The organism is Mobilicoccus massiliensis (assembly GCF_000826525.2).
GTDB classification, from domain to species: Bacteria; Actinomycetota; Actinomycetes; order Actinomycetales; family Dermatophilaceae; genus Mobilicoccus; species Mobilicoccus massiliensis.
Genome location: NZ_LN651331.1, coordinates 824187 through 843412 on the forward strand (window position 1 = coordinate 824187; position 19226 = coordinate 843412).

Below are 19226 nucleotides of genomic sequence, written 5' to 3' on the forward strand. Positions count from 1 at the left end.
CCCATCAGCCGCACCGACGGAGAGGTCCGCCCCATGACGACACGGCCGGGCGACGGCAAGCGCGTCGCCCTGTTCGCCACCTGCGCGAGCGACGTGATGTTCCCCCAGACGCCGAAGGCGGTCGTCACGCTCCTGGAGCGTCTCGGCTGCACCGTCGTCTTCCCCCGCGAGCAGACCTGCTGCGGGCAGCCGTTCGCGAACACGGGGTACTTCGAGGAGTCCGTCCCCGTCGTCCGCAACTACGTCCAGACCTTCGAGCCGTACGACTACATCGTCGGCCCGTCGGGCTCCTGCGTCGGCGCGGTGCGGCACCAGCACGAGATGCTCGCCGAGAACGCCGGTGACCACGGACTCGCCCGTGACGCCGCCGCCGTCGCCCGACGCACCTACGACATCAGCGAGTTCCTCGTCGACGTCCTGGGAGTCGTCGACGTGGGCGCCTACTTCCCCCACAAGGTCACCTACCACCCGACGTGCCACTCGATTCGCGTCGCGCACGTCGGCGACAAGCCGATGCGACTCCTCCAGGCCGTCAAGGGCATCACGATCCTCCCCCTCGAGGACGCCGAGCGCTGCTGCGGGTTCGGCGGCACGTTCGCGATGAAGAACCCCGACGTGTCGACGGCGATGGCGGGCGACAAGGCCCGACACGTCATGGACACCGGCGCCGAGTACCTCGTCGCCGGTGACAACCTCTGCCTCCTCAACATCTCGGGTGTGACCAACCGCCAGAAGGGCGGCGTCAGGCCCATCCACCTCGCCGAAGTCCTCGCCGGTACCGAGGCCGATCGCGAAGGAGAGACGCTGTGACCACCGAGACCACGCCCCGCGGCCCGTTCGGCTCCCCCGGGAGGACGACCTTCCTCGGGTCGACCATCCCCGTCGCCGGACGCCCCGCCCCCCGCTACGAGGGCGCCGACCGACACACGCCGGCACCGCCCCCCACCGAACCCGGCACCGCCCCCCACCGAACTCATCGACTCCCCGCCGTTCCCCACCGGGGCCCGCCGCGAGATGGCGAACCCGGTGCAGCGTGGCAACCTCCACCACGCGATGACGACGATCCGCACCAAGCGTGAGCGGGTGGTCTCCGAGCTCGACAACTGGGAGGAGTTGCGTCTCGCGGGCGAGGCGATCAAGAACCGCACGCTGCGCCACCTCGACTCCTACCTGCTGCAGCTGGAGGAGAACCTCACGAAGGCGGGCACCGTCGTCCACTGGGCGCGCGACGCCGCCGAGGCCAACGAGATCATCACCCGCCTCGTCAAGGAGGCCCTTGCCGACGAGGACGTCGACTACGACGGCACCGGCATCGCGGGCGACGAGGTCGTCAAGGTGAAGTCGATGGTCACCCAGGAGATCGACATGAACGAGGCCCTCGAGGCCGAGGGCATCGCCGCCTGGGAGACCGACCTCGCCGAGATCATCGTCCAGCTCGGTCACGACCGCCCGAGCCACTTCCTCGTCCCCGCGATCCACCGCAACCGCGCGGAGGTCCGCGAGATCTTCCTCGGGGAGATGGGCAACTACGGCCGCCCGGCCCCCGAGGACCTCGACTCCGAGCCGAAGAACCTCGCCGCCGCGGCGCGCCTGCACCTGCGCGAGAAGTTCCTCCGCGCGAAGGTCGGCATCTCGGGCGCCAACTTCGCCGTCGCCGAGACGGGCACGCTCGTCGTCGTCGAGTCCGAGGGCAACGGCCGCATGTGTCTCACGCTGCCGCAGACCCTCATCAGCGTCGTCGGCATCGAGAAGGTCCTGCCGACGTTCGACGACCTCGAGGTGTTCCTCCAGCTATTGCCCCGTTCGAGCACCGCAGAGCGCATGAACCCGTACAACACGCTGTGGACGGGCCCCGGCGGAAAGGACGGCGACGGGCCGGAGAAGACGCACGTCGTCCTCCTCGACAACGGCCGCACGCACGTGCTCGCCGACCGTCAGGGTCGCGACGCGCTCCGCTGCATCCGCTGCACGGCCTGCCTCAACGTGTGCCCCGTCTACGAGAAGGTCGGCGGCCACGCCTACGGCTCGGTGTACCCCGGCCCGATCGGCTCGATCCTCACCCCGCAGCTGCGGGGCACCGGCTCGGCCGTCGACAAGTCGCTGCCGTTCGCGAGTTCGCTCTGCGGCGCGTGCTTCGACGTCTGCCCCGTGCGGATCCCCATCCCCGACCTCCTCGTCTACATGCGCAACAAGGTCGTCGAGACGAAGAAGGTCGAGGGCCGGACGGGCAAGGCGCGCCCGTTCCTCACCCACGGCGAGCCCGCCGCGATGACGGCCGCCGCCTGGATGATGGCCGACAGCCGCCGCTGGGAGACCGCGACCAAGGGCGCCGGTCTCTCGGGCCGGTTGCTCGGACGTGCCGATCACATCGGTCCGATGCCGTGGCCGTTGTCGAAGTGGACCAACGCGCGGGACGTCCCCGTCCCGCCCACGGAGTCGTTCCGCTCCTGGTGGAGCCGGACGCGAGGAGGCGACGAGAAGTGAGCACCCCCACCATGCCCACCCGTGACGGGGCAGCGCGCCGCGGCAGCGCCAAGGACGAGATCCTCGGCCGCATCCGCACCGCCCTCGCCGACATCCCCGACCTGCCGCCCGAGGAGGACGTGCCCGTGCCGTGGGAATACGGCCGACCGACCCGCACCGAGGGCGTCCTCGACCTCTTCGTCGAACGGGTCGAGGACTACAAGGCCCGTGTCCTGCGCTGCCACACCGGGGAGATCCCCGCGCGGATCGCCGAGGCGCTCCACGAGCACGGCGCCCAGTCCGTCGTCCTTCCCGCCGGGCTCGACCCGGCGTGGCGCGACGCCGTCGCGTCCGGAGGGTTCGACGTCCGCGAGGACGAGCCGCACCTCACGCGTGGGCAGCTCAACGAGACGGACGCCGTCGTCACCGCCTGCTGCGTCGGTGCCGCGGAATCGGGCACGATCATGCTCGACCACCGGCCCGACCAGGGTCGTCGCGCACTTACCCTCGTGCCCGACCTCCACGTGTGCGTCATCCGCGCCGACCAGGTCGTCTCCGACGTCCCCGAGGCCGTCGCCAGACTCGCCCCGTCGGTGCACGAGGAGCGCCTGCCGCTCACGTGGATCTCGGGTGGATCGGCGACGAGCGACATCGAGCTCTCTCGCGTCGAGGGCGTCCACGGTCCGCGGACCCTCGTCGTCGTGCTCGTCGAGGACTGACGAGGACCCGACGAGCGCCTGACGAGAGCGGCGAGAAGCGTCGTTCGGACGGGCCCGCCTCCCCGAAATGATCGGGCGGGCGGGCCCGCTTCGACGTGCGGTCGAGGTCGCGCGCAGAGTGCGGAATCCGGTCGATCGCTCGACGCGCATGCCGCCTTCCTCACGGCTAGGTTGACCCCGACGGGCAGGACCTTTCGGAAGGACGTGTCATGAGCAGCAGTTTCCAACCGGACAGCACCCCGCAGATCGGCGACCAAAGCCGCGAGGGCATGAATCCCACCGCCGACGACCGCCAGAACCGCACCGGCGAGCTGTCGCGCACGGGCGACGCCACCCCCGGCGACGACCTGAGACATGGCGAAGAGCGCCATCAGCGAGGTGGCTCCCACGGCGAGGATCGGATGGGCGGTCGCGAGGACGTCGAGCGTCGGGACGACGTTCGAGAGGACTCGGCCACCGTCGCGCGGGGAGACGACACGGTCCCCGACGACCGCTCCGACGCCGAGGACGACGGCTTCGAGCACGACCGCATCGACATCACGGATGCCGGGGGCCCGCGCGGCGGTACGTCGTCGAGCGACCGGGCCGCGGACGACCGGGATCGACACGAAGGCGACCGCGACGGCGACGCCGATCGTGCGCGCGACGACGCCGGTGCGTCCGGGAGCGACGACTCCCACGACCAGGGCGACGAGGGCGACGAGAACCGATACCTCGAGCCCGACGAGAACGCCGAGCGCCGCGCCGAGGAGTTCGCGGCCGAGCACGACCCGGCCGACCACGACGTGCGGGCCGGTGAGGAGTTCCGTCAGCGTGGCGACCTCATCGCCGACGAGGACGGACACGCCAAGGCCGTCGACGCCGAGGGTCATTACGTCGACGCGGGCGACGCGGAGCAGCTCGCCGGGGGCACCGCCGTCCCCGGCGGCGGTGCTCGGCGCCAGGACGACCCCGATGACGGCGGTGATCCCGACGGCAGCGGGCACGACGGCAGTGGGCACGACGGCAGTGGCAACCGGCAGGGCCAGGGCGGCGGAGACGCCGGTCGCGGCGCCGCGGGCGACCAGGGTGGCGGCGAGGCGGGGCAGTCGAGCGGGTCCTCGGAGGAGCAGGTGGAGGACGGCGGCTACGGCGTCGGCTCCGCGCGGCCGTTCGCGAGCGGTCGCACTCCGGTGGGCCACCCGATCAAGGCGTGGAACGACACCCGCACGTACGCCGAGCCCGGCCACCCCCACTACGAGGGCGGCCCGGCTCACGTCTGGTTCACCGACGCCCAGACGGCCGAACGAGCCGGATTCTCCCGCGCCGGAGAGTAATCCACCCCTCACCCCCGCCGAGACAGCCGTCGTTTCCACCCCTGCTCTTTCGGGGGCCGGAAACGGCGGCTGTCTCGGCGATGTGCGGGCTGCTCGACTCCCGCCACGCTCGTCTCGCTAGCCTCGGCGGGTGCCGGCATTCACCCCGACGCCCGCGCTCGCGCGCTGGGGCGTCTCCCTCATGTTCTTCACCAACGGCGTCCTGCTCGCCGGTCTTCTCCCCCGATACCCGGAGGTCAAGGCCGCTTTCGGCCTCTCCGGAACCCTGTACGGGCTCCTCGTCATCGCGATGCCTCTCGGAGCCGTCACCGCGGCGACCGCGGCCGGACCGATCATCCGCCGGTTCGGTGCGCGCGCCGTCACCGTCGTGGGGTCGGTGATCCTCGCGATCGTGTTCGCGCTCGCGGTCCACAGCCCCGTCGCGATGCTCTTCGCCGCCGCGATGTTCGTCGCGGGCATCACCGATGCGATCGTCGACTCGGCGCAGAACGTTCAGGGCGTCATCGTCGAGGAGTGGAAGGGCCGCTCGATCATCAACTCCTTCCACGCGATCTGGAGTCTCGGTGCGACCGCGGGTGGGCTCATCGGTACGTGGTGCGCCGCGCACGCGGTGCCGTTGACGACGCAGATGACCGTCAACGGGGCCGTGTGGGCGGTGGTCGCCGTCGTCGCCGGCATCATCGCCGCCACCCCGCACGATCGCGATCATGCCTCCGCCGACGTCGCCGAGGACGAGGTCGTCGGCGCTGGGACTCCTGAGGCGAACGTCGCCGCGGACGCGGGCGGACGCGCCGGACGGAACGGCAGGCCACGGGCCGGCGCGGCGGGAAGGACTCGCCCGTGGCGCGTGCTCCTGCCCCTGGTCGTGTTGTCGATCTGCGGCACTCTCATGGAGGAGGTCGCGAACAGTTGGTCCGCGCTCTTCCTCGGCGGCGAGACCGACGCGCCCGCCCAGCTCGCCGGACTCGGATTCACCATCGTTCTGGCGTGCCAGTTCGTCGGCCGTCTCGTGGGCGACCCGATGACCGACCGGTGGGGACGTGAATCCGTCGCCCGGCTCGGCGGCCTGCTGACCGCGGCCGGCATGACGATCGCGGTCGTCAGCTCGGCGTGGGTTCCGGTGCTCGTCGGGTTCGGCCTCATGGGATTCGGCTCGGCGACCCTCGTCCCGGCGGCCTTCGCGGCGGCCGCCCGCGTGCCCGGCCTGCCGCACGGCACGGGCATCGCGATCCTCGGCTGGCTCATGCGCCTGGGGTTCCTGCTCACCTCGCCCCTCGTCGGCGTGATCTCCGACGTCGCCGGCCTGCGCGCCGCCCTCGGAGTCCCCCTCGCGGCCGGGCTTCTCGCGGCCTACCTCTCGCACCGCCTCGGCGCCAACGCCCGCGCCCGACAAGCAGCGGGCTGACGCCTCCGAAGAACTGCAGGCCTCGCTGGTGGAGGTCGCGTCACCCTGGTTGCGGAACCCGTGGATGTGCGCGTCGCGGCCCTCCGGCGGGTTGGCGCACGTTTCGCCCCTGAGCGTCACCGACGCCGCGTCAGAACACGGAGAAGACGGTTGTCTCGGCGGTGGTCAGGGCGCGGGGACGAGGATGCCCGCTGTCATGAGACTGCGCACGAGGTCCGTGGCCGCGGCCTCGTCACCGGCGCCGTCACCCGCTGCAACCGCCACGTCGGCCGCCCGGTGCGCGTCGCCGTCGAGCAGGACGTCGAGTGCCGTGGCGAGTCCGGGCGTCTCGTCGAGGCGGAGGTCGATGCCGCGGCCGCGCAATCGAATCGCCCCATCTTCGATCGCCCGGCGCAACCGCAGATGCGGACGCAGACACACCGATGTCCCGGCAGTGAGGTCGCGCACCGCGTCGGCCTGAGCCAGCGGCGCCACCGGGGCCGGGCGTGCCGTGTCGTCGGCGCGACGGTCGAGAGCGGTGGCGAGCTCGTCGTCGGTGAGCTCGGAGATCGCGGCGATGAGAGCGGTGCGCACCGCGTCGGCGTCCTCGGCGAGGTCGGCCGGCGATCCGACATCGACCTCGAGCGGCAGCGGTCGCCGCAGGTCGGAGGCCGTGGCGAGCGCCCGGCTCATGAGTTCGGAGGCGAGGTGGCGCCGGGTCCACACGTGCAGCCCGATCGTGAGGTGGGCGCTGACTCCCCCGAGCGCCGTGGCCGCGTGCAGGTATCCACGCGGGAGGTAGAGGCAGTCGCCCGGTTCGAGCACGACGTCCAGCGCAGGCTCGTTCTCGGCCGCCTCGGCGACGAGCGTGCGGCGGCCGCCCGTCTCCCACGTCTCCTCACGCGTCGGCCACTGCAGCACGGGCTCGTGGATCACCCAGCGCTTGCGGCCGGCGAGTTGCAGGACGAAGACGTCGTGCACGTCGTAGTGAGCCGAGAACCCTTGCGACTGAGGCGGGGTCACGTACACGTTGGCCTGTGCGGGATGCCCGGTCCCCTCCGCGAGGTCCGCGACGAACGCGGCGATCGGCTGCCACGTGCGGTGCAGCCCCTGGAGGACGATGGTCGATCCGTCGGCGAAGAGGCGCGCGAGACGGGCGTCGTCGATCTGGTCGGTGACGGCCGCGCCGACGCCACCACCGGAGGTGAACGAGCGCTCGGGCAGGGCCGAGCCGTTCTTCGCGACCCGGAGGAAGGGCGTGCGCAGGCCGCGCGTCGTCAACAACTCGTCGATCGCGGCGAGGTCGAGCAGATCCGCATAACCCGGGCCGTGGTGCAGCCAATGTCGTTCGCCCCAGGCAGCGGCGAATCCGGGCAGGTCGTCACCGACGAGGCGGGCGAGTGCCGAGGCACCCGCCCGCCTGCCGGAATCAGTCGGCGTCATCGAGCTCAGACAGGAACGCCCGCGCCCGAGTCGGCCCCGCCGTCACCGGTGGGGTTGGCGCCACCATCGGCACCACCGTCAGCACCGCCATCAGCACCACCGTCAGCACCGCCATCAGCGCCACCGTCAGCGCCGCCATCAGCGCCGCCGTCGGCGCCACCATCGGCACCGCCGTCAGCGCCACCATCGGCACCGCCGTCAGCACCGCCATCGGCACCCGCGCCCGTGTCGGCGCCTGCGCCCGTGTCGCCCTTGATCGCGTTCGCGCCGGAGTCGGCACCGCCGTCGGCGCCACCGTCACCGGCCGTGACGGGGTTGGTCATGCCGCCACCCATGGGGTTGGAGGTCGTGTCGCTCATTGCGTGCTCCCTTCGTCGGGACTCGGCTTCGGTCGTTGCGGTTCACCGAGAGCTTCGGCGGTCTCTGTCTAACCGACATCTCGACGCCCTGCACCTCGAGCGCTCGAGCGATTCTCAGACTTCGCCGAACCAGAGGCCGATCTCGCGCTGCGCCGACTCCGGGGAGTCCGACCCGTGGACGATGTTCTTCTGAACCTTCTCGCCCCAGTCGCGGCCGAGGTCGCCGCGGATGGTTCCGGGTGCCGCCGCGGTGGGATCGGTCGCACCCGCGAGAGAACGGAAGCCCTCGATGCACCGCTCGCCCTCGATGACGGCGGCGGCGACGGGTCCGGAACCCATGAACTCCACGAGCGGCTCGAAGAAGGGCTTGCCCTCGTGCTCGGCGTAGTGACGGGTGAGCAGATCACGGCTCGGGGTGAGCACACGAAGGGCGGCGAGGGTGTACCCCTTCGCTTCGATACGTCGGAGCACCTCACCGGTGAGGCCGCGGGCGAATCCGTCGGGCTTGACGAGGACGAGAGAACGTTCGGTCATGGCCTCAGCCTAGTGAGCCGCGACCCACCGATCCCCACTCACGCCCAGACAGGCACTTCCACCCCGGCGCCCGGCCGCCAGGCACGACCAAACCGCCTGTCCCGGCACCCACCCCACCGAGACAGGCACTTCCACCAGACGAAAACGCCTGTCTCGGCGGTGTGGGTGCCGGGACCGGCGTTCGTGGGCGCGAGTGAGCGCGTCCATCTTGAAGCCCTGGTACAGCGCGGTGATCCACAGCGCGAGAAAGATGGCGGCCGCCACGACGACCAGCGGTTCGAGGATCGCACCGGCGAACATCGCGGCCTCGACGAGCCAACCGACCGTGACGCCGAACGGGCGACGCAACAGTCCGGCGGTGAGGATCGACACGAGGGCGAGGATGCTGCCGACCAGAAGCACCGGTCCGGCATGCGCCCCCCCTTGCGCCGAGCCCAGCCCCCACAGCGTGAGCGCCCCGAAGAAGATCACCGGCGCCTGCCCCACGAGAACGAAGGCGCCGAGCCGCCGCTGCATGGGTCCGAGCGCGCCGTGAAGCAGGAGAGGTGAGGCCATGCGGCCAATCCTACGGCGATACCCCGGCACCTCAGAGTTGCTCAAACTGATCAACTAATGCCTTCACAAATGATCATTCCTCCGCAATACTCTCGAGGTCGGGCAGCGTCGTCCGACCACGTTCCAAGGAGCCACCCCATGGATATCCAACTTCTCCTGGCGCTCGCGCTCGGCATCGCGACCATCGTGGTCCTCGTCCTGCGAACCCGTATCGACGCCTTCGGAGCCCTGCTCATCGCCGCACTCGTGACCGGTGTCGTCGCCGGTCAACCACTGCTTGGCATCGTCGACTCGATCACCAAGGGCTTCGGCAGCACCCTGGGCTCGATCGGCATCGTCATCGGTCTCGGCGTCGCCATCGGCAAGATCCTCGAGGTCTCCGGGGCGGCCGACGCGCTGGCCCGCGCGTTCCTCAAGGCCTTCGGGCGGGGCCGTGAGCCGTGGGCGATGGCGAGCGTGGGATCGCTTGTCTCGATCCCGGTGTTCTGCGACTCGGGCTACGTCATCATGAACCCGCTGGCCCGCGCCATCGCTCGAGTCAAGCGCGGCGGCTACATCACTCTCGCTCTCGCGCTCGGCTGCGGGATGACGCTGACCCACCACATGGTGCCGCCCACCCCTGGGCCGCTGGCCGTCGCGGGCATCCTGGGCGCCGACCTGGGCATGGTCATCATCGTGGGACTCGTCTTCACGGTCATCCTGCTGCCCGTCGTCGTGCTCTACGCCAAGTTCATGGGGCCAAGGCTCGAGAGCAGCATCTCGCCGCAGGTGGAAGAGGCGATCTTCGGCACCGAAGGTCGCGCGTCGCTCCACGGCGAGTCGAGCGTCGATCGTCTGGACCAGATCGTCACGTATGACCCCGACGACGAGATCGGAGTACCGCCTGCCGGGCAGCACCACAAGCGCATCGGGGCCTTCCTCGGCTCGCTGCCCCTCGTTCTGCCGCTCGTGCTCATCGTGCTCAACACCGTGCTCACCGCCGTCGACAAGAACGCCCAGGGAGCATTGCAGGGCGGCGACGCCTACGAGCCCTCCGCGTGGGTCGCGCCGTTCGCGTTCCTCGGCAACCCGGTCGTAGCGCTGCTCATCGGTCTCGTCCTCGCCGTGTACGTGCTGCTGCCCCGCTGGAGCCCCCGCTCGCAGACCCACAACTGGCTCGCCGACGCGGCCGCCTCGGCCGGCCTCATCCTGCTCATCACCGGCGCGGGCGGAGCGCTCGGCCAGGTGCTGCGGGACTCCGGTGTCGGTGACGCCTTGGCCGAGGCCGTTGCCAGCACCCCGCTGCCGACGTTCTTCGTGCCGTTCATCATCGCGACCGTCGTGCGACTCGCTCAGGGCTCGGGTACGGTCGCGATGATCACGGCAGCGTCGGTCTCCGCTCCGCTCGTCACGGGTCTCGGCATCGCGCCGATCGTCGCGGTCCTCGCCTGCACGGCCGGATCGATGGTGCTCAGCTACTTCAATGACTCCTACTTCTGGGTGGTCACCCGCTTCGCCGGCCTCGAGGGCACAGCCGCGCTCAAGGGCTGGTCGGGGATCACGACGGCGGTGTGGGCCGGTTCGATCCCGCTCCTGTTCGTCCTCGACCTGGTGATCCCATGACCGATTCTTCTTCCGCTCGCCGGCCCGGGCCGTCGGCAACCGGCGGCGGGATGCTCCCCGTCCTCGTCGTCGCCGACGACCTGACGGGCGCGAACGCTGCCGCCGCCGGCTTCGCTCGGGCCGGCCTGCGGGCAGTGACGGTCGGCGTCGGTGACCTCTCGGCGGACTCCGTGCAGCACCCGGTCGAGCGGTATCGCGACCGCTTCGACGCCGTCGTCACGACCACCGACTCGCGCCATTCCCCCACGGCCGAGGCACGCCATCGCGTCACGCAGGACGTCCTCGCCGGCTGGCCGGCGCGGCTCGTCTCCGCGCGCATCGACACGACGTTGCGCGGCAACGTCGGTGTCGCGGCCGAAGCGCTCCTCGACGCGGTCCGGTCGGTCGACGGCGGTCCCGTCGTCGGACTCTGTCTCGCCGCTCATCCCGCCGCGGGCCGCGTCACCGTCGACGGCGAGCAACTGCTCGACGGACGCCGCCTGCAGGACACCGAACTCGCGCATGACGTCCGCTCCCCGATGACGACTTCGTCGGTCGGCGACGTCCTGCGGCGGGGTACGGGCCTCGACGTGGCCCACGTGCCGCTGTCGGCCGTGACGGGCCCTGCGGACGACCTTGTAGCGACGATCATCCGTCTGCTCGACGCCGCGCCGGACATCATCGTCGGGGACGCTCTCACCGTCGATCACCTCGAGCGGCTGGCCGTCGCCGCCGCCCGCGCAGGCGCGGCTCGGGGCGTGACCTGGTGCGGCGTCGATCCCGGGCCGGGCTCGGTCGCACTTGCGCGAGCGCTCGAGCTACACGGGAAGGCCACGACAGGTCCGCGTCTCGTCGTGTCGGGGTCGGCCACCGCATTGACGCGCGCCCAGCTTCAGCGTCTGGCGTCCGAAGAGGACGTCGTTCTCGTGCGCCCCTCGACCACCACACCACCCCTGCCCGATGTCGACGAGACGACCTCCATGCTCACCGCTGCCGTGCGGCAGGCCGGACCCGAGACGATCGTCGCCCTCGTCTCTGTGCTCGACGAGTCCGACGTCGTCGAGATCACCGACGCGCAGGCGGACGCACTGCCCCTCCGACTGGGGGAGATCGTCCGCCGCACCCTTCAGGCCTGTGATGTCTCCGGTCTGTTCACGACCGGCGGCGACGTCACGGCCGCTGTCGTCGGCGCCCTGCGCGGGGGCGGGATCGACGTCGAGGGCGAGGTCGTCCCCCTCGCCGTCGCCGGCCGGCTCGTCGACGGCGAGCACGCCGGCCTGCCCATCGTCACCAAGGGCGGACTCGTCGGCGACACCGGTACGACCGTCGCCTGTCTCCACGAGCTCGCCCACCTCGCCACCCGCCGAGCCCGCGAGGTCCGACGCCTCCGCGAGGCACCCTTCCCGTCCGACCCACCCGCGTTCACCAGCAAGGGAGCATCCTCATGACCCGTCCCGTCCTCGCCCTCACCGTCGGCGATCCGCTCGGCATCGGTCCCGAGATCACCGCTCGAACCCTGGCCGAGTTCGCCGACGACCCCCCAGCTCACGGCATCGCCGTCGGTGACGCGGCCGTCATGCGCCGTGCCGTCGAGGTCTGTGGCCTCGACGTCGAGGTACGCGTCGTCAACGACTGGACGACCGAGCCCGCCGGGGCCGGAGTCATCGACGTCTACGACATCGGCGTGCTCACAGGCGCCCTGCCCGAATGGGGCGTCGTCGACGCCGACGCCGGCCGCGCCGCCGTCCGCGCCATCGAGATCGCCACGAAGGCGGCGATGGAACAGCAGATCGCCGGCATCGTCACCGGTCCGATCAACAAGGAGGCCATCTGGGCCGCCGGGTCGACGTTCCTCGGTCACACGGAGATGCTCGGCGACCTCACCGGGGTCAGCGAGCAGGACACGATGTTCGTCATCCGCAACGAGACCCATGGCGGTCACCACCTGCGCATCTTCTTCGCCACGCGACACATGTCGTTGCGTGAAGCCCTCGACGCCATCACGGTCGAGAACCAGGTCGGCTCGATCGAGCGAGCCCTGAAGGCGTTGACGGTGTTCGGCGTGGACGAGCCCCGCCTCGCCACCGCCGCGATCAACCCCCACGGCGGGGAGAACGGCCACTTCGGCGACGAGGAGATCCGCGTCCTCACGCCGGCTGCGGAGCAGGTGCGCGCCAAGGGCTTGCAGGTTGCCGGCCCGATCCCGGCCGACTCGGTATTCCACCAGGGCCTCGTCGGTCGCTACGACGGCATCCTCTCCCAGTACCACGATCAGGGCCACATCGCGGCGAAGACCTACGACTTCGATGGCACAATCTCGGTCACCGTCGGACTGCCGATCCTCCGCACCTCGGTCGACCACGGCACCGCCTTCGACATCGCCGGCACCGGCAAGGCCGACCACGGCACGATGCGTTCGGCTTACCTCGCGGCGATCGACTACAGCCCGTTCGTGGATCGCATCCGCGAGGCCTATCTCCCGCGCTGACGCCGCACACTCATCTCGTGGCACGCACTCCGAGACAGGCGACGAGAGCCCGGCAACGCCGGGTGCTTCGCCTCGTGCAGGACGGTATCGACCGGGTCGACGACATCGCCGCCGAGCTGGGGGTCTCCGGCGCCACCGTGCGCCGGGACCTCGCCGCGCTCGCGGAGGCCGGCCTGCTGGCGCGCACCTACGGCGGCGCCCAGACCGGGCCGACATTCACCGAACTCGCCCTCGGCGAGCGGACCGGGATGCAGACCCGTGCCAAGGCCGCGATCGCGCAGGCGGCCGCCGATCTCGTCCCGACGGGCGCCGGCACGGTGTTCCTCGATGCCGGGTCGACGTGCGCCCAGCTCGCCGAGCACCTGCGGCAGCGCGACGACCTCACGATCGTCACGCGCGGTCTGGAAATCGCCGTGCTGCTCGCCACGCCCGGCGGGCCGCGCGTCGTCGTCCTCGAAGGCGAAGTCGCGACGATGAGTCACGGCATCGTCGGGCCGTCGGTCTCCGAGGGTCTCGCCCGGTTCCGGTTCGACGTGGCCTTCCTCGGCGCCGACGCGGTGAACCCCTTGGACGGCGTGGGTGAGCCGACGCTCGAGGAGGCCCTCACCAAGGAGGTGGCGGCCGCCCGAGCCGCGCGGGTCGTCGTGCTCGCCGACGCGACCAAGGTCGGCCGCCAGGGTGTTCCGGTGTGGGCGACCCTGCCTCCGTCGTGGATCCTCATCACCGACGTCGACCCCACCGGCGACGGCGAGGACACCGCGGACGTCGCCGGGTTCGAGGCCGCCGGCGTCGAGGTCATCCGCGTGCGCGCCGACGCCTCTTGACGCGGTCGCAGAGCTGTCCGCGGCCGTGGCGACCCTGGCGGCCACCTCAGACGTCGGTGACGCCCAGGAGCATCCGCACCTCGCCTGCGGTGATGACCGAGCCGGTGGCGACCACTCCCCCGATGACTCCGCCGCTCTCGCCGGAGTCGGCGAGGCCGCCCGCGACGTCGAGGGCGTCGGGCAGGTTGGGGACCACGTGTACGCGGTCCTCGCCGAAGACCTCGGTCGCGAGTTCGCCGAGCCGGGGCGCCGGCATGCAGCGGGGTGAGGTGTTCCGGGTGACGACGACCTCGTCGAACACCGGCTCGAGCTCTTCGAGAATCCCGTCGACGTCCTTGTCGGTCATGCACGCGAGCACCCCGACGATGCGCCCGAAGGTGAACGAGTCGCGCAGTGCCGCAGCCAGACTCCGTGCACCTGCGGGGTTGTGCGCCGAGTCGACGAGCACGGTCGGCGAACGCCGCACGATCTCCAGGCGGCCCGGCGAGGCCACCCGGGCGAACGCCTCCCGTACGAGGTCGGGATCGAGGCCCTCCGCGCCACCGCCCATGAACGCCTCCATGGCCGCCACGGCGAGCAGGGCGTTGTGCGCCTGGTGCTCACCGTGCAGCGGGATGAGCACATCCGGGTACTCCCGAGCGATGCCCTGCAGCGTGACGAGCTGACCACCGATAGCGAGCTCGCGAGAGAGCACCTCGATGTCGCGTCCCTCGTACGCCGCCCGGATGCCCAGCTCGTCGACGCGTTCGGTGATGACCTCCGCGGCGTCGGGCTCCTGACCGGCGACGACGGCGATACTGCCGGGCTCGAGGATGCCCGCCTTGTTCTCGGCGATGCTCGCGAGGTCGTTGCCGAGGTAGGCCTGGTGGTCGAGGGCGATCGGAGTGATGACGCAGACCGTGCCGTCGGCGGCGTTCGTCGCGTCCCATGTGCCGCCGAGCCCGACCTCGACGATCATCACGTCGACCGGGGCGTCGGCGAAGGCCGCGAACGCCATGACGACGAGCACCTCGAAGAACGACAGGCGCGGCCCGCCCTCGGCCTGCGAGCGGGCGTCGACCATCTCGACGTACGGCAGCACGTCGTCGTAGGTCGCGACGAACCGGCGGGCGTCGATAGGGCGGCCCGACAGGACGATCCGCTCGGTGATGTCGTGCAGGTGCGGCGAGGTGAAGCGACCGGTCGACAGGCCGGCCTCCATCGCGAGCGCCTCGACCATGCGGGCCGTCGACGTCTTGCCGTTGGTGCCGGCGATGTGCACGATCGGGGCCGTCGTCTGCGGCGACCCGAGCAGGTCGAGTACCTCACGCACCCGCTCGAGGGTGGGGTCGATGTCGTTCTCCGGCGCACGGTCGAGGATCGCGGCCTCGACCTCACGCATACGCCGGCGCAGGTCGAGGTTGGCGGCGGCCTCGCGTTGCGCGTCGCGGTCGTGGGTGCTCATCGCAGATTCCCTTCTCGTGCCTCGTCACGCGTCTCGGCGCCGGCATCGCGGGCACGGGCGGTCTCGCCCGCGGCACCTGCGTCACCCGCGTCGCCTCCCTTGGCGTCGTCGACGAGATCCTTACGCATCCAGATGAGGTCGGGCAGGCCGTTCTGCTCCTCGCGGCCGTCCTCGACGAAGCCGTGCAGCCGGGCGAAGTCGTAGGCGGCGGCGTTGCCGTCGGTGAACGAGAGGAACACCGAGTTTTTCTCCCCCCGGGCTCGCTCGTACATCGCGTCGAGCAGCAACCCGCCGATGCCCCGGCCTTGCGCCTCGGGCAGCACGTAGATCTTCCAGATGACGAAACGGCCCTGGTGGATGCCGTAGGACGCCATCGCGACGATCTTGCCGCCCTGGTCGGCGACCACGGTGCGACGGGCGCGGATGGCGGGGACGTTGGCATCCATCGTCCACCACTTGTCGAGGAAGAGCTCGAGCAGCTCCGGCGGGAAGATCGACGAGTACGTCGCACGCCACGCCGTGCGGCCGACGGCGACGACCCCCTCGAGGTCGTTGCCGTCGGCCGTGCGGATGACGACGGGTAGGTCGCTCACCGTCATCGCTTCTCCACGATGATGCGCACCGGGACACCGTCGCCGACCGTCGTCTCGACGCCTCGACCCGGCAGCGCGGAGAGGTCTGCCGCCGAACCGAACTGGGTGGCGAGGGTCTCGGTGACGATGAGCGACTGGTGCGCCACGGTGGCCTCCCACACGGCCTCGTCGCCGAGCACCGTGAGCGAGATGCGGTCGGAGACGTCGAGCCCGGCCTCGCGCCGGGCCTGTTGCACGGCGCGGATGACGTCGCGGGCGAGTCCCTCGGCGGCCAACTCCGCCGTGACCTCGGTGTCGAGCACGACGAACCCGCCGCGCGGCAGCACGGCCGTCGCGTGGGTCTCGGCGCGGCCGGAGTCGGCGACGACGGTGTCGAGGGTGTACTCCCCCTCGACGAGGTCGATGCCGGCGCACGTCACCGTGCCGTCCTCGCCGACCGACCAGTCGCCGGTCTTGCTCCCCTTGATGACGCTCTGGACCTGCTTGCCCAGGCGGGGGCCGGCAGCGCGGGCGTTGACCGAGAGCCGCTGCTCGACGCCGAACTCGCCGGAGTCGGCGCCCGAGAGGTCGACGATGTCGACGCGCTTGACGTTGACCTCGTCGGCGATGATCGGCGAGAAGGGCTCGAGGGCCTGCGCGCCCTCGGTGGCGACGACGAGCTCCGAGAGGGGCAGGCGCGTGCGCAGCCCGGCCGCCTTGCGCAGGCTGGACGTCACCGAGCACACCTCCCGGGCACGGTCCATCGCGACGACGAGCTCGTGGTCCGCGGGCAGGTCGGAGGCGACGGGCCAGTCGGTGAGGTGCACCGAGCGACCGCCGGTGAGGCCCCGCCAGATCTCCTCCGTCGTGAGCGGCAGCAGCGGCGCCGCCACCCGGCACAGGACCTCCAGGGTCGTGTACAGGGTGTCGAACGCCTGCGTCGCCGTCTCGGTGGAGGCGCCGGCGGTGTCCCAGAACCGGTCGCGGCTGCGGCGCACGTACCAGTTGGTGAGCACGTCGAGGAAGCTGCGTACCTGGTCGCACGCCCCCGCGATGTCCTCGGCGTCGAGCGAGGCGGTGACACCCTCGACGAGCTCGCGCAGCTTGGCCAGCAGGTAGCGGTCCAGCACGTCGGTCGAGGCCGTCGACCACTTGGCCGTGTATCCCCGGCCCTCGTCGGCCGCGTTGGCGTAGAGGCTGAAGAAGTACCACGTGCTCCACAACGGCAGCAGCGCCTGTCGCACGCCCTCGCGGATGCCCTGTTCGGTGACGATGAGGTTGCCGCCGCGCAGGATGGGCGAGGACATGAGGAACCAACGCATCGCGTCGGCACCGTCGCGGTCGAACACCTCGCGCACGTCGGGGTAGTTGCGCAGCGACTTGCTCATCTTCTGGCCGTCGTTGCCGAGGACGATGCCGTGGCTCACGCACGTGCGGAACGCCGGCCGGTCGAACAGCGCCGTCGCCATGATGTGCATCGTGTAGAACCAGCCGCGGGTCTGCCCGATGTACTCGACGATGAAGTCACCCGGGAAGTGGTGCTCGAACCACTCGGCGTTCTCGAACGGGTAGTGCACCTGGGCGAAGCTCATCGAGCCCGACTCGAACCAGCAGTCGAGCACGTCGGTGACGCGTCGCATCGTGCTCCGGCCCGTCGGGTCGTCGGGGTTCGGGCGGGTGAGTTCGTCGACGAACGGCCGGTGCAGGTCGGTCACCTCGACGCCAAAGTCGCGCTCGAGCTCCTCGAACGAGCCGTAGACGTCGACGCGCGGGTACTCGGGGTCGTCGGACTTCCACACCGGGATCGGGCTGCCCCAGAACCGGTTGCGCGAGATCGACCAGTCGCGGGTGTTCTCCAGCCACTTGCCGAACTGGCCGTGCTTGACGTGCTCGGGCACCCACCTGATCTGCTCGTTGAGCTCGAGCATGCGGTCGCGGATCTTCGTCGTCGAGACGAACCAGCTGCTCACGCCCTTGTAGATGAGCGGCTGCCGGCACCGCCAACAGTGCGGGTAGGAGTGGGTGTAGGACTCGCGACGCAGCATCACGGTGCCGTGGGTCGTGGAGCCCACCTCGGCCGCCACGCCGTCCGCGTCGAGTCGCGTGCGGGCCTTGAGGTGGTCGAGCACCGGGCCGTTGGCGTCGAAGACGAGCATCCCGGCGTACTCGTCCACCGGCGCGGTGAACCTGCCGTCGATGCCGACGGGCATGACCGCCTCGATGCCCTCGCGGTCGGTGACCACCTTGTCGTCCTCACCGAACGCGCCGGCGGTGTGCACGAGGCCCGTACCGTCGGTCGTCGTGACGAACTCCGCGGGCACGAGACGGAACGCGTTCTCGTGGCCCACGTAGTAGCCGAACGGAGGCATGTACTCGTACCCGACGAGGTCGGAGCCCTTGTACCGCGCGACGATGCGCGACTCCACGTCGCCCTTGGACTCCCCCGTCAGCTCCTTGGCGTACGCCTGCGCGCGCTCTGCACCGAAGAGGTAGCGCTCCGGGCTGCCGGTGGGCACGTCGGACTCGACGACGACGTAGTCGAGGTCGGGGCCGACCATGATCGCGAGGTTGCTCGGCAGGGTCCAGGGCGTCGTCGTCCAGATCGTCGCGAGCGTCCCCGTGAGCCCGAGCGGGTCGGTGCCGTCGGTCTTCGTGCCCAGGCGCAGGCCCACGGTGACCGCCGGATCGTTGCGGTCCTGGTAGACGTCGTCGTCCATGCGCAGTTCGTGGTTGGACAGGGGCGTCTCGTCGTTCCAGCAGTACGGCAGCACCCGGAAGCCCTCGTAGGCGAGGCCCTTCTCGTAGAGCTGCTTGAACGCCCAGATGACGCTCTCCATGTACTCCGGGTTCAACGTCTTGTAGTCGTTGTCGAAGTCGACCCAGCGCGCCTGGCGGGTGACGTAGTCGCGCCACTCGTCGGTGTAGCGCAGCACCGACTCGCGGCACGCCTCGTTGAACCGCTCGATACCGAGTTCGCGAATCTCGTCGGTGGTCTTGATGCCGAGCTGGCTCATGGCCTCGAGCTCGGCGGGCAGCCCGTGGGTGTCCCACCCGAACCGGCGCTCGACGCGCTTGCCGCGCATCGTCTGGTACCGCGGCACGACGTCCTTGACGTAGCCGGTCAGCAGGTGGCCGTAGTGCGGCAGGCCGTTGGCGAACGGCGGGCCGTCGTAGAACACGAACTCGTTGCTGCCGTTCTCGCCGGCGTCACGGCCCTCCACCGACGCGCGGAACGTGTCGTCCTCGGCCCAGTAGGCGAGCACGCGCCGCTCGATGTCGGGAAACCTCGGGGAGGCGGGAACGGACGCGGGAACGCCGAACGCGGCTCCTGCGCCCTCGTTCGTGGCAGGGGTGGCGGTCTGGGGGTAGCTCATCGCCGGGCGTGCCTCTCGTGCTCGATCGTGTCGGTGTGGATGGCCGGTCACTACGAGGACGAGTCGCCGGCGCCTCGATGCGCCCGCTCCCGCGGTACCACCTCGCTTGCCACCCGCAGGCCGCGTCACCGGTGGGGCGACGGGCACGGATGACCGCTTCATGCAGGCTG

General features: G+C 70.7%; 16 protein-coding genes. 9 read left to right on the forward strand and 7 right to left on the reverse strand.

All coding sequences use genetic code 11. From position 1 onward, the window contains the following. The first annotated feature begins 33 nt into the window (after positions 1-33). The 5 genes from BN1197_RS16525 (at position 34) to BN1197_RS16545 (ending at position 5903) form a co-directional block, all read left to right on the forward strand. A complete protein-coding gene (locus BN1197_RS16525; protein ID WP_217991212.1) occupies positions 34-810 on the forward strand; it encodes a (Fe-S)-binding protein in 777 nt (258 codons plus the stop codon). A 243-nt stretch (positions 811-1053) separates the two neighbouring features. Then, positions 1054-2484, forward strand: a complete 1431-nt coding sequence (locus BN1197_RS16530; protein WP_425437379.1) for a lactate utilization protein B — start codon at positions 1054-1056, stop codon at positions 2482-2484. Continuing rightward, positions 2481-3182 (forward strand): LutC/YkgG family protein, encoded by a 702-nt coding sequence (locus BN1197_RS16535; RefSeq protein ID WP_315969816.1) that lies wholly within the window; start codon positions 2481-2483, stop codon positions 3180-3182. Before BN1197_RS16530 ends, BN1197_RS16535 begins: the two co-directional genes overlap by 4 nt. 209 nt (positions 3183-3391) lie before the next feature. Then, entirely contained in the window at positions 3392-4498 is a 1107-nt protein-coding gene (locus BN1197_RS16540) for a sunset domain-containing protein (protein ID WP_040162015.1), read from the forward strand. 130 nt (positions 4499-4628) lie between these two features. Further along, positions 4629-5903 carry an MFS transporter gene (locus BN1197_RS16545; RefSeq protein WP_040162018.1) on the forward strand — a complete coding sequence of 425 codons (1275 nt, stop codon included), beginning with the start codon at positions 4629-4631 and terminating at the stop codon, positions 5901-5903. 165 nt (positions 5904-6068) lie between these two features. Here BN1197_RS16545 and BN1197_RS16550 read toward each other — a convergent pair whose 3' ends face one another. The 4 genes from BN1197_RS16550 to BN1197_RS17170 all read right to left on the reverse strand — a co-directional run bounded on the left by BN1197_RS16550 (position 6069) and on the right by BN1197_RS17170 (position 8773). Further along, on the reverse strand, positions 6069-7325 hold the full coding sequence (locus tag BN1197_RS16550; RefSeq protein WP_040162021.1) for a cupin domain-containing protein: 1257 nt from the start codon (positions 7323-7325) through the stop codon (positions 6069-6071). Then, positions 7312-7536 carry a hypothetical protein gene (locus BN1197_RS17465; RefSeq protein ID WP_040162023.1) on the reverse strand — a complete coding sequence of 75 codons (225 nt, stop codon included), beginning with the start codon at positions 7534-7536 and terminating at the stop codon, positions 7312-7314. The genes BN1197_RS16550 and BN1197_RS17465 overlap by 14 nt, the downstream gene beginning before the upstream one ends. Positions 7537-7798: 262 nt before the next feature. Continuing rightward, positions 7799-8218, reverse strand: coding sequence for a nucleoside-diphosphate kinase (gene ndk / locus BN1197_RS16560; protein WP_040162025.1), 420 nt, complete (start codon positions 8216-8218; stop codon positions 7799-7801). A gap of 9 nt (positions 8219-8227) precedes the next feature. Then, positions 8228-8773, reverse strand: a complete 546-nt coding sequence (locus BN1197_RS17170) for a DUF4233 domain-containing protein (RefSeq protein ID WP_052466884.1) — start codon at positions 8771-8773, stop codon at positions 8228-8230. Between the two features lie 138 nt (positions 8774-8911). On the opposite strand from BN1197_RS17170, the gene BN1197_RS16570 reads away from it, so the two are divergent. Genes BN1197_RS16570 through BN1197_RS16585 form a run of 4 tightly spaced genes read left to right on the forward strand, consistent with a single transcriptional unit; the run spans position 8912 to position 13666 of the window. Further along, positions 8912-10375 (forward strand): GntP family permease, encoded by a 1464-nt coding sequence (locus tag BN1197_RS16570; protein WP_040162027.1) that lies wholly within the window; start codon positions 8912-8914, stop codon positions 10373-10375. Continuing rightward, on the forward strand, positions 10372-11802 hold the full coding sequence (locus BN1197_RS16575) for a four-carbon acid sugar kinase family protein (RefSeq protein WP_082044002.1): 1431 nt from the start codon (positions 10372-10374) through the stop codon (positions 11800-11802). The genes BN1197_RS16570 and BN1197_RS16575 overlap by 4 nt, the downstream gene beginning before the upstream one ends. Next, positions 11799-12842, forward strand: a complete 1044-nt coding sequence (gene pdxA / locus BN1197_RS16580; protein ID WP_040162029.1) for a 4-hydroxythreonine-4-phosphate dehydrogenase PdxA — start codon at positions 11799-11801, stop codon at positions 12840-12842. Before BN1197_RS16575 ends, pdxA begins: the two co-directional genes overlap by 4 nt. A 17-nt stretch (positions 12843-12859) precedes the next feature. Beyond that, positions 12860-13666 (forward strand): DeoR/GlpR family DNA-binding transcription regulator, encoded by an 807-nt coding sequence (locus BN1197_RS16585; protein WP_040162032.1) that lies wholly within the window; start codon positions 12860-12862, stop codon positions 13664-13666. 46 nt (positions 13667-13712) lie between these two features. Here the strand turns inward: BN1197_RS16585 and BN1197_RS16590 are convergent, their stop codons facing one another. Genes BN1197_RS16590 through ileS form a run of 3 tightly spaced genes read right to left on the reverse strand, consistent with a single transcriptional unit; the run spans position 13713 to position 19056 of the window. Beyond that, on the reverse strand, positions 13713-15110 hold the full coding sequence (locus tag BN1197_RS16590; RefSeq protein ID WP_040162035.1) for a bifunctional folylpolyglutamate synthase/dihydrofolate synthase: 1398 nt from the start codon (positions 15108-15110) through the stop codon (positions 13713-13715). After that, positions 15107-15703 carry a GNAT family N-acetyltransferase gene (locus tag BN1197_RS16595; RefSeq protein ID WP_245851990.1) on the reverse strand — a complete coding sequence of 199 codons (597 nt, stop codon included), beginning with the start codon at positions 15701-15703 and terminating at the stop codon, positions 15107-15109. Before BN1197_RS16595 ends, BN1197_RS16590 begins: the two co-directional genes overlap by 4 nt. 2 nt (positions 15704-15705) lie before the next feature. Then, entirely contained in the window at positions 15706-19056 is a 3351-nt protein-coding gene (gene ileS, locus BN1197_RS16600; protein WP_040162038.1) for an isoleucine--tRNA ligase, read from the reverse strand. Between the last annotated feature and the right edge of the window lie 170 nt (positions 19057-19226).